Source organism: Rhodococcus sp. P4_B6 (assembly GCF_056402215.1).
This window is the reverse complement of sequence record NZ_JBFUHV010000150.1, coordinates 22,858-33,538: the sequence shown is the minus strand read 5'-3', so window position 1 is coordinate 33,538 and position 10,681 is coordinate 22,858. Positions and strand designations below refer to the sequence as shown.

Here is a 10,681-nt window from a genome sequence, read left to right as displayed (position 1 = left end):
CCCGGTCACAGACCGGGGCCGCACGTCGTTGTGCGTCAGGCGGGCCGGAGCCGGTTGGCGCCGGAGATCATCGCCCGCAGAGTCGATTCCGTGCCGGACTCCCCGATTCCCATCGCCCAGAGCCGGATGCCGGCACTCTCACACAGCAGGAAGGTCGCTGTGCGGTGCCCGATCTCGTGCTGATGGAAAGACAGGATCTCCATCGCACACCCCGCGTCGTACAGCATCGAGGTCATGGCGGCGACGGGGCCGGGCGCGCTCGCACCGGTCTTGCAGATCGATTCGCCGATGCCGAGGGTAGCTTCGAAATCCCACATTCCGGGTCCGGTCTTCGTTTCCGACCAGCTACCCAGGCGGAACGGGCCGTTGGACGGCGCGTAGACGGTGTCGAACGCCTTCCAGGCCATTCCGGCGGCCTCGGTGCGGAGTTCCGACGGCAGCGACTTGCCGTGGYGGGCGGCGAACGGGTCGGCGGCCGGTGCCGACGAGGGAAAGGTCGAAGCGAAAGAAGTGTTGGCGCTCATTCTCGTGGTCTTCCTGAAAGGAGGGAGGACCAACGCGTAGCTCAACGACCCGCAGCGAGGGGTCGGTCCGTATCAGACCCCGCTACGGCGGAGAACTACGAGGATGCGCTGCATGGAGGACACTGTAAGCGACAACCGTCCGCCGAGACAACCCCGGTGCGTGCGGTAGTGCCGGCGACGGTCGGGTGACGAAATCGTTACCCCTGCTTCTGGAACGTGAGGAATTCCTCATGTATCGTCGAACTTGCCATCCACCCCCCCGATGGCAATGAGCCCCAGCCATGACCCCCCATCCAAGGCTGGGGCTCAGTCTTGTTCCGGGCACCTCACCGACCGTCGCTTTCGGACATATCGCCCGCCGATCCGGAGAACGCTGCGCATCCCCGCAAAGTATTGGACACTCGTCCAATCATCGGATGTCCACGATCGAAGGCCGGCCCCATGACGGATCCACCACGCGCGGAAGTGTCCACCGACCACCGATCGGCACGGATCGCCGCCGCGGCCGCCTTCGGACTGCAGGGTTTTCTCCTCGCAGCCGTCCTCACCCAGCTGCCGCAGTACCAGGACCGATTCGGGTTCGACGACACGGTCATCGTGGTCGCCGTCGTGACCGTGTCCCTCATCGCCGGGGCGGGCAGCATCCTCGCCGAGCACCTGGCCCGCCGATTCTCCAGCAGGACGGCACTGCAACTCGGGCTCGCGACGATCGCGGCCGCAGGCGGGGTGCTCGGTTTCAGCCCGAACACCGCCGCCTTCTTCGTCTGCCTGTCCGCGTACGGCGCCGGACTCGGCATCGTCGACGCCGCCGCCAACATGCAGGCGGTGACGATCCAGCACGCCTACGGCCGCTTCATCCTGTCGTCGTTCCACGCGGTGTGGAGTGTCGGCGCCATTGCGGGCGCGCTCTTCGTCGCCGCGACGTCGGCACTCGGCGTGGGTGTCGCCGCCGACCAGCTGACGGCGGCGTTCGTCGTGACCGCCGGTCTGGCCGGCTGCGGGCCCCGGCTCCTCCGCCGCCGGGAACCGGCGGGCACCGCCGCACCGGCGACCGGCCCTGTGGCCGTTCCGGTTCCGATCCGCGCCCTGCTCGCACTCGGTACCGCGATGGCGTTGTTCTATGCCATCGATTTCGGTGTCGCGAACTGGTCCGCGCTGTACGTCAGGAATGTGCTGCTCGCGGATGCGGGCACCGCTGCGCTGGCCCTGGCCGCGTACCAGTGCGCGGCCCTGGTGTCGCGGCTCAGCGGCGACTTCTGGGTCGCGAAGTACGGCGAGATCGCCGTCGTCCGTGCGGGTTCGGCGGTCGGTGTCGCCGGAATGGCGGTCGTCGTGTTCGCCGGGTCCCCGGCCGTCGCCATCGGAGGATTCCTCGTCGTGGGCCTCGGTGTCCCGGTCGTCGCTCCCCTGTGCTTCAGCGCCGCCGGACGACTGGCGCCCGCCGGACAGGTCGACGACGTCGTGGCGCGGATCAACCTGTTCAACTACGCGGGAACCCTCGTGGGCGGAGCGATCATCGGCGGCGTCGCCGCCGCGACCAGCCTGCGGATCGGGTTCGTGGTCCCGCTCCTGTTCGCGGTCGGGCTCCTGCTCCTCGCGCCCGCGTTCGCCCCGGACCGGGACCGCGACGAGCAATCCAAGTGGGCCCCGGATCGCGACTGACAGCAGATGTTCTACTTAGGTCATGCCGACTTGGGGATGGTTCGTGATCGCGGTGGGAAACGTCTACATCGCGGTTCTGGTCTCGTCGCGGTCCTGTCGTGGCGGCTCGCACACCCCACCCGACCTGCATCCCGCATCGACGTGGCGGCAACTCGACGACGCCACCCGGGACGAGGTGACGTGCCTCCTGGACCGGGGCCGGACCACCGAGGCGATCAAGCTTCTCGTCGCACGGGACGGAATCGGCGTGCGGCACGCGAAGGCCACGGTCGAGTACGGCCGGACCGTTGCGGCGGCCGGCCTGCTGCGGGACAGTACGGGGATGACACTTCGGGAAGCGAAGGACGCGGTGGATCAGCTGTGACTGTCGAAATCGACCCGGCGGGAATCTGGGATTCCGAAGCGATCGCCGACGTCGCCGCGGCGACGTTCCCCCTCGCGTGCCCGCCCGGGGCGACGCAGGACGACATCGCCACGTTCATCGACGACGTGCTGTCCGCCGAGCGGTTCTCCGAGTACCTCACCGACCCCGACCGCACCGTCCTCAAGGTCACGCACGGCGGGGCGATCGTCGGCTACGCGATGCTGATCGACGGGGAACCCGCCGACCCGGACGTCGGCAGGGTCGTGACCCTGCGGCCGACCACCGAGATCAGCAAGCTGTATGTGCTGCCCGGCAATCACGGGACCGGTGTCGCGTCCGCGCTGATGGATGCGATCGTCGAACGCGCGGTCGCGGCGGGGTGCGCCGGGCTGTGGCTGGGCGTGAACCAGGAGAACGTGCGAGCCCAGCGCTTCTACGCGAAGCACGGATTCGCGCAGGTCGGAACGAAGACGTTCGTCGTCGGCACCCAGCTGCACCACGATTTCGTGATGCAGCGGGCGCTGTAGCGGCCGGGTCAGCTCGCCGCGACCTCGAAACGCGAGAGCGCCAGCAGGCGCGACGTGGCACGCAGATACTTCTTCCGGTACCCGCCGGCCAGCATCTCGGGGGTGAAGATCGCGTCGAGCTTGGCCCCGGCCACGGTGACCGGGATGCTCGCGTCGTAGAGGCGGTCGGCGAGGACCACCAGCCGCAGCGCGACCGACTGGTCCTCGGCGGGGTGGACGCCGTCCAGGAACACGGCCGGAATACCCGCGACCAGCTTGTTGTAGCGGGACGGGTGCAGCGTGCTGAGGTGCTTGCACAGCGCGTCGAAGTCGTCGAGCGTGGCGCCGGGGATGCTGTCGGCGCGCTCGGCGAGCTCCTCCGAGGAGATCGGGTCCGGGGCCGGCGGCAGGTCGCGGTGGCGGTAGTCGGGTCCGTCGACGCGGATCGTCTCGAAGATGGAGCCGAGCTTCTTGATCTCCCGCAGGAAGTCCTGTGCGGCGAATCGGCCCTCACCGAGCTGGCCGGGCAGCGTGTTCGATGTCGCCACGATGGACACGCCGCGAGCCGACAACTCCRACAGCAGGCGGGAGACCAGCATGGTGTCGCCCGGGTCGTCGAGTTCGAATTCGTCGATGCACAGGACGCTGTGGTCGGACAGCTGCTCGACGGCCTTGTTGAAGCCGAGGGCGCCGACGACGTGCGTCAACTCCACGAACGTGCCGAACGCCTTGGGCGACGGGACGCTGTGGAAGATCGAGGCCAGGAGGTGGGTCTTGCCGACGCCGAAGCCGCCGTCGAGGTAGAGACCGGCACCGGTGGCCGGCGTCTTCTTCCCGAACAGACCGCGTCGACCGCCGCTGCGGATCTTCACGACCTTCTTCGCGAACTCCTCCGCCTTCTGGACCGCGGCGGCCTGGCTGGGTTCTGCGGGATCGGGAATGTACGACGCGAAGCTCACCTCGTCGAACATGGCCGGGGGCACCATCTGAGCTACCAACTGATCAGCGGGGACCACGGGGCTGCGATCGACAAGACGTGCATGCATACAAGCAGGGTATCCACGTGTTGTGATCACCAACATGCACCGTGTACATATTGCGACATTTTTCACACCGGACCGCCCGCCCGTCCGGGAGGAGTCCAGCGAATCGGCCGCGAACACGCTGCGCGAACTGTATGCCTACCCGGCGGAGACCCCTCGACCGTGGATCCGCGTCAACTTCGTGAGCAGCATCGACGGCGCCGTCTCGGTCGACGGGGTCAGCGGGGCGCTCGGCACCCCCGCGGACGCACTGGTCTTCGCAACCCTGCGGGAACTGGCCGACGTCGTCCTGGTCGGGGCCGGAACCGTCCGGGCGGAGAACTACGGCGGGGCGCGCGTCGGCGCCGAGGGCAGGCGTCGCCGGGTGGCCTCGGGGATGCCGGAGGTCCCGCCGATCGCCGTCGTGTCCGCTCGCGCCCACCTCGACCCGCAGGCCCGCCTGTTCACGGACACCGAGGTGGCCCCTATCGTCGTCACGTGCGCGGACGCGGACCCGGCGCGGATCCGCGCCCTCACCGACGCGGGCGCCCGGATCGTCACCGCCGGCGACGGGCAGATCACCAGTGAAGGACTGCTCGCGGCGCTGGACGACCTCGGACTCCGGCGGGTGCTCTGTGAGGGCGGCCCGAGCCTGTTCGGGCAGCTGATCGCGGACGACGCCGTCGACGAGGTCTGCCTGACTACGGCGCCGGTGCTCGCCGGGGGAACCGCCGGTCGCGTCGCGACCGCACCGAATGCCCGGATCACCTCGATGACTCCCGCGCACATCCTCACCGACACCGATGGCACCGTCCTCACCCGATGGGTGCGGATGCCCCGCCCGTAGGGGAACCTGGCAGGGTGGTCGCCATGCGCAGATCGGTGTTGCTCGCAATGGTTCTCGTGGTGTGCACCGCGTGCGGAGCCGGACCGTCCAACCGTCCGCACGTAGCAGTCGAGCGCGAGGGCGGCGGCAGCGAACCCACCGCGACCGAGAGCGAGAACCCCGACGCTGCCCCGCCCGTGTTGCAGACCCCGAAGAACGACGTGGCGTGGACGGACTGCACGCAGAGCACGCTCGGCGCCCTGGGCCCGGGCACGACACCCCCTGCCGGGCTCATCTTCGAATGCGGCTCCTACGAGGCGGCCGTCGACGAGAGCGGCACCCTGCCCGGGACCTTCACGATGGGCGCGATGCGGGCGCGGCTCGCGGACACCCCCGAGAACGCGGCCCCGCTCGTGCTCACGTCGGGATCGGACCGGTCGTCGACCGCGACGCTCGCGGCGCTGAGCACCGGTGGTCTGACGTCGCTGCTGTCGACGCGTCCGGTGGTCGCGGTGGACCGCCGCGGGATCGCCGCCTCGCAGGAGATCGAGTGCCTCACCCCGGAACTCCGCAGCAGCCTGGCGAATCTCGGGCAGTTCGACCCGGGGACGGGTGACCAGGTCGACAAGGTGACCGCGCTGGGCCGCGACGCCACCATCGCGTGCACCGACTACCTGCAGCCGCAGGAACTCGCGTTCGACAGCACCCACGCCGCCGACGACATCGAGGAACTGCGCCGCACCTGGGACGTCGACGCGCTCGGGATCCTCGCCACCGGCAACGGCAGCGCCGTCGCGCTCAGCTACGCCGCCAAGTACCCCGGCCGGGTCGGCCGGCTCGTCCTCGACTCCCCCGCCGTCACCACGGTGGACGCCGCGACCGTCACGGAGCAGCAGGTGGCGGGTCAGGAGGCGGCGTTCGACGCGTTCGCCCGCCAGTGCACCGCCCTGAACTGCTCTCTCGGCGCCGATCCCCGCGCCGCGGTGACGGACGCCGTCACCCGCGCCGCGAACGGCCAGATCCCGCGGGTCTCCGCGAACGCCCTCCTCACCGCGGTGTCCGGGTCGCTCGCCGCGGCAGGCGGCGACCAGCAGGGCCGTGTCCGCGCCCTGTCGGATGCGGTGTCCGCCGCCCTCGCCGGGAACACGGCGCCGATCCTCGCGGCGATCGCGCAGGCCGAGGCCGCCTACGAGAGCGACGGCCAGTTCATCACCCGCTGCACGGACGGCCAGCAGTGGCCCGCACCCGACCGGGTCCGGGAACTGCAGAAGCTGTGGGGCGAACGGTTCCCGCTGTTCGGCCCGAACGCCGCCGTCGGCCTGCTCACGTGCACGTCCTGGCCCGCGACCGCGCCCCCCGCCCTGCCCGGCGAGCTGACACTGCCGGTCCTGGTGCTCAGCGGCACCGCCGACCCGGTCGTCGGGAACGCCGGGGTGGGGACGGTGACGGGGGCCGTGTCGAGTGCCGGCGCCGCGACGGCGACGCTGACGTGGCACGGCAGCGGCCACCCCGCCACCCATTCGGACTGCGCGCAGAAGTCGATCGTCACCTACGTCACGGACGGGAAGCTGCCGCCGGACGGCAGCGCCTGCCCCGCTTAGCGGAGGTGTTCCGCCCGACACCCACAGGGGGTGCGTGACCGCACGTCAGGGCATCTCGGTGTACCGTGCCGTGGTGTTCCTTCGACAACTCGAACCGCGCACCGGGCGGACTGCCAACGAGGTAATCAACTTCGCGCTGTGGCCGATCGCCGTCATGACCGTGCTGCATCGAGTGGTCGTCAAGGCGGTCAACGGGTACATCACCGACGACTTCCGGCCGGTCTACAACGCAGCGCTGGCCTTCCTCAACGGGCGTCCCGTCTACACCGCCAACTTCAACTGGGTCGATCCGCACTACCTGTATCCGCCGTCCGGGACGCTGCTGATGGCGCCGATCGCGGTGATCGACCCCGAGAAGTCCCGCTGGTTGTTCATCATCGCGAACGCGATCGCCATCGTGATCGCGCTGTACCTGCTGCTGCGGCTGTTCGGCCTGGGATTGAACTCCATCGCGGCCCCGATCCTGCTGCTCGCCACGTTCTCGTCCGAGACCGTCACCAATACCCTGGTCTTCACCAACATCAACGGTCTCGTCCTGCTGGGCGAGATCGCGTTCCTGGTGTTGCTCATGAAGCGCAAGGACATGTGGTCCGGCGTCGCCATCGGGTTGACGTTCGCGGTCAAACCGATCCTCGCCCCACTTCTGCTGCTGCCTCTGGTGCGCGGACAGTGGAAGGTGTTCGTCACCGCGATCGGCATCCCCCTGATCCTCACCGCCGTCGCGTGGCCGCTGTCCGCGGACCCGATGGACTTCGTGCACCACACGGTGCCGTACCTGATGGAGTCGCGCGACTACTTCAACAGCGCGATCGTCGGCAACGGCAAGTATTACGGTCTGCCCACCGGCATGATCTGGGCGCTGCGCGGCGTCTTCGCCGCCATCGTGCTCTCGTCGCTGTGGCTGCTCCACCGCTTCTACCGCCACGACGAACTGTTCTTCGTGGTCACCACGTCCGGGGTTCTGCTGACCGCGTCGTGGCTGCTCGGCTCGCTGGGCCAGATGTACTACTCGATGATGCTGTTCCCGCTCCTGATGTCCGTGGTGCTGAAGAATTCGGTGATGCGGAACTGGCCGGCGTGGCTGGCCGTGTACGGCTTCATGAGCTACGACAGCTGGCTGTCGAGCCGGTTCATCGAGGCCGGCCGGACCGCCGAGTACATGAAGACCACGCTGGGGTGGAGTCTGATGCTCCTCGTGATCTTCGGTGTGCTCACCGTCCGCTACGTCACGGCGCGACGCGAAGGCCGCCTCGACCGGGGCATCGATCCGGCGTTCCTCCTCGAACCGGGCGAGAAGGCCCCCGAGACTCCGCGGGAGCCGGAACCGGACCGGCAGCCGCACATCGAGTCGGCCGCCGCCAAGACGTAGCTCTGTCACACGCCGGGGCCTCACGGCCGGAACCGGCGAAACGTATTAGCGTGGAGCCATGAGTTCGCAGCAGCAGGATCCCACGCAGTCCGCCCCGAAGGTTGCTCTCTCCGACAGCGAGTGGCGCGAGAAACTGACTCCCGAGGAGTACGCGGTGCTGCGCCAGGCCGGCACCGAGCGCCCCTTCGTCGGCGAATACACCGACACCAAGACGGAAGGCGTCTACCACTGCCGGGCCTGTGGCGCCGAACTGTTCCGCAGCACCGAGAAGTTCGAATCGCACTGCGGGTGGCCGTCGTTCTTCGACCCGTCCGACTCGGACGCCGTCATCCTCCGCGAGGACACCTCGCTGGGCATGCGCCGCGTCGAGGTGGTCTGCGCGACGTGCCACAGCCACCTCGGCCACGTCTTCGAGGGCGAGGGCTACCCCACCCCCACCGATCAGCGGTACTGCATCAATTCGATCTCGCTGGTTCTGGAACCGGCCGGCGAATGATCGCGGGCGGATCGAACGCCCGGATCGGCGGCAGCTCGCCGTCGTAGCGTTCGATCTGCACGAGCACGTGCTGGCCCGTGCAGCCGTGGGCGAGTGACGACGTCCCCACGTCCGGGGTCAGCACGTTCGGGTTCCCGTGCACGCAGAGCGAATCCGGGTCGGTCGCGTCCAGCGGGTCGTACCAGGCCCCCGTCGACAGCTGCACCACCGCGCGGCGGACACCCTCGTCCACCACCACACCGGCGAGGCACGCGCCCCGGTCGTTGAACACGCGGACGACGTCGCCGCCGGTCAGTCCGCGGTCGGCGGCGTCGTCCGGATGGATGCGCAGCGGTTCGCGGCCCCGGATCTTCGACTTCTGGCTGGTGCCGCCGTGATCGAGTTGGCTGTGCAGGCGGGTGCGTGGCTGGTTGGCGATCAGATGCAGCGGGAACTGCCGGGCCCGCGGGCCGCCGAGCCACTCCTCCGGCTCGTACCAGCGGGGGTGGCCGGCGCAGTCGTCGTAGCCGAATCCGTCGATGTCCTCGGAGAAGATCTCGATCCGCCCGCTCGGGGTGCCGAGCGGGAACTTCACCGGATCCGCCCGGAAGTCGCCGAACAGGATCAGGTCGTCCTCGGTCCGCATCCGCACGTGGCCCTGCGTCCAGAAGTCGTCGAAACTCGGCGCCGGTCCGCCGTCCGCCCGGACGAAGTCCCGCCACTGCCCGTACAAGTGCTCGAGCCACTGCCCGGACGTGCGGCCCTCGGTGAACTTCTCGCCGACACCCAGTTTCCGGGCGACGGCGGCGAACGTGTCGTAGTCGTCCTGCGCGTCGGCGTACGGCGTCACCGCGGCGTGCATGGCGACGAGCAGCGGATCGTTGCGGGTGCAGCTGATGTCGGCCCGCTCGAGCGACGTGGTGGACGGGACGACGATGTCCGCGTGCCGGGCCATCGGCGTCCAGTAGGGGTCGTGGACGACGATCGTGTCGGGCCGGGCCAGTGCGCGGCGCAGACGCGGAATGTCCTGATGGTGGTGGAACGGGTTGCCGCCCGCCCAGTACAGCATCTTGATGTCCGGGTACGTCAGACGCTGACCGTCGTAGTCGAACGGGGCGCCCGGGTTCAGGAGCATGTCCGAGACCGCGGCCACGGGGATGAAGTCGCGGACCGGGTTCAGACCCTGAGGAAGCGTGGGCAGCGGGTACGGGACCGGGGCGAGCCCGGGCTCGTTCATGGAACCGTAGCCGTGACCGAAACCTCCACCGGGAAGGCCGATCTGGCCCAGCATCGCCGCGAGGGTGACCCCCATCCACGGGGCCTGCTCGCCGTGCCGGACCCGCTGCAGCGACCAGGTGACGGTCACCATCGTCCGGCCCGCCGCCATCCGCCGGGCGAGGGCCACCAGGTCCGGGGCGGCGATGCCGGAGATCTGCTCCGCCCAGGCCGGCGACTTCGGGACACCGTCGGAGCGTCCGAGCAGGTAGTCCTCGAAGCGGTCGTAGCCGACGCAGTGGCTGGCGAGGAACGCCGTGTCGTGCAGGCCTTCCGACGCGAGAACATATGCGAGGGCCAGCATGATCGCGACATCGGTGCCGGGCACCGGCGCATGCCGTTCGGCGACGCCGTGCACGTCGTCGCTCAACGGACTGAACGACACGACGGATCCGCCGCGCCGCCGCAGGGCATCGAGGGCGTCACGGGTGGGGTGGTCGCTGGTGCCGCCGTGATTGACGCCGGTGTTCTTGAGGGGGACGCCGCCGAAGCACACCATGACGTCGGTGTGCTCGGCGATGAGCCTCCAGGACGTGGAGCGGGCGAACATCTTCCAGTGCGTGCCCACCACCCGGGGCATGACGACGCCCGTCGCGCCCAGCGAGTAGCTGTGCACCGAACGGGTGTAGCCGCCGAGGGTGTTCAGGAACCGGTGCACCTGGCTCTGCGCGTGGTGGAACCGGCCCGCGCTGGCCCACCCGTACGAACCGCCGTAGATCGCGCTGTTGCCGTGGGTGTCGACCACCCTGCGCAGTTCGTTCGCCAGCCGCTGGGTCAGCTCCTCCCAGTCGACCGGCACGAACTCGTCGGAGCCGCGGGAGGTGCTCGGTCCCGGGCCGTTCTCGAGCCACCCCCGGCGCACGACCGGACCGGTGATCCGCGCCTTGGTTCGGACCGACCCGGCGAGGTTGCCCAGCACCGGTGACGGGTCGGCGTCACCGGTGTACGGGTGCGCGGCCACGACGTCGCCGTCGGCGACCTCGGCCTCGAACATGCCCCAGTGCGACATGTGCTGGTAGCGGGGCGCCCTGTGGGCCCCGTCGGCGTCACTCATTTC

General features: G+C 69.4%; 10 protein-coding genes. 7 read left to right on the top strand and 3 right to left on the bottom strand.

Going from position 1 to position 10,681, the window contains the following annotated elements; genetic code table 11:
- Positions 1-35: 35 nt before the first annotated feature.
- On the bottom strand, positions 36-524 hold the full coding sequence (locus AC1DWT_RS39830; RefSeq protein ID WP_477924820.1) for a 2-isopropylmalate synthase: 489 nt from the start codon (positions 522-524) through the stop codon (positions 36-38).
- Positions 525-965: 441 nt separating this feature from the next.
- Between AC1DWT_RS39830 and AC1DWT_RS39825 the strand changes: the two genes are divergently transcribed.
- Genes AC1DWT_RS39825 through AC1DWT_RS39815 form a run of 3 tightly spaced genes read left to right on the top strand, consistent with a single transcriptional unit; the run spans position 966 to position 3,077 of the window.
- Positions 966-2,186: an MFS transporter gene (locus AC1DWT_RS39825; RefSeq protein WP_206015394.1), complete on the top strand. Its 1,221-nt coding sequence runs from the start codon at positions 966-968 to the stop codon at positions 2,184-2,186.
- A gap of 22 nt (positions 2,187-2,208) precedes the next feature.
- A complete protein-coding gene (locus AC1DWT_RS39820) occupies positions 2,209-2,550 on the top strand; it encodes a hypothetical protein (protein ID WP_072942280.1) in 342 nt (113 codons plus the stop codon).
- Positions 2,547-3,077, top strand: a complete 531-nt coding sequence (locus tag AC1DWT_RS39815; RefSeq protein ID WP_072942281.1) for a GNAT family N-acetyltransferase — start codon at positions 2,547-2,549, stop codon at positions 3,075-3,077. The genes AC1DWT_RS39820 and AC1DWT_RS39815 overlap by 4 nt, the downstream gene beginning before the upstream one ends.
- Positions 3,078-3,085: 8 nt before the next feature.
- Here the strand turns inward: AC1DWT_RS39815 and zapE are convergent, their stop codons facing one another.
- Positions 3,086-4,102, bottom strand: coding sequence for a cell division protein ZapE (gene zapE, locus AC1DWT_RS39810; protein ID WP_477924818.1), 1,017 nt, complete (start codon positions 4,100-4,102; stop codon positions 3,086-3,088).
- Positions 4,103-4,136: 34 nt separating this feature from the next.
- Here zapE and AC1DWT_RS39805 point away from each other — a divergent pair, with 34 nt between their 5' ends.
- The 4 genes from AC1DWT_RS39805 to msrB are packed head-to-tail and all read left to right on the top strand — an operon-like array spanning position 4,137 to position 8,370.
- Positions 4,137-4,925: a pyrimidine reductase family protein gene (locus tag AC1DWT_RS39805; protein WP_206016258.1), complete on the top strand. Its 789-nt coding sequence runs from the start codon at positions 4,137-4,139 to the stop codon at positions 4,923-4,925.
- Between the two features lie 14 nt (positions 4,926-4,939).
- A complete protein-coding gene (locus AC1DWT_RS39800) occupies positions 4,940-6,505 on the top strand; it encodes an alpha/beta hydrolase (protein WP_083395547.1) in 1,566 nt (521 codons plus the stop codon).
- A 34-nt stretch (positions 6,506-6,539) separates the two neighbouring features.
- Positions 6,540-7,874, top strand: a complete 1,335-nt coding sequence (locus AC1DWT_RS39795) for a glycosyltransferase family 87 protein (protein ID WP_095860665.1) — start codon at positions 6,540-6,542, stop codon at positions 7,872-7,874.
- Between the two features lie 58 nt (positions 7,875-7,932).
- A complete protein-coding gene (gene msrB / locus AC1DWT_RS39790) occupies positions 7,933-8,370 on the top strand; it encodes a peptide-methionine (R)-S-oxide reductase MsrB (protein ID WP_072942286.1) in 438 nt (145 codons plus the stop codon).
- Here msrB and AC1DWT_RS39785 read toward each other — a convergent pair.
- The gene (locus AC1DWT_RS39785; RefSeq protein ID WP_095860666.1) at positions 8,330-10,678 is read right to left on the bottom strand and encodes a molybdopterin-dependent oxidoreductase; all 2,349 of its coding nucleotides are present in this window, start codon (positions 10,676-10,678) and stop codon (positions 8,330-8,332) included. The genes msrB and AC1DWT_RS39785 overlap by 41 nt on opposite strands.
- Positions 10,679-10,681: the final 3 nt, after the last annotated feature.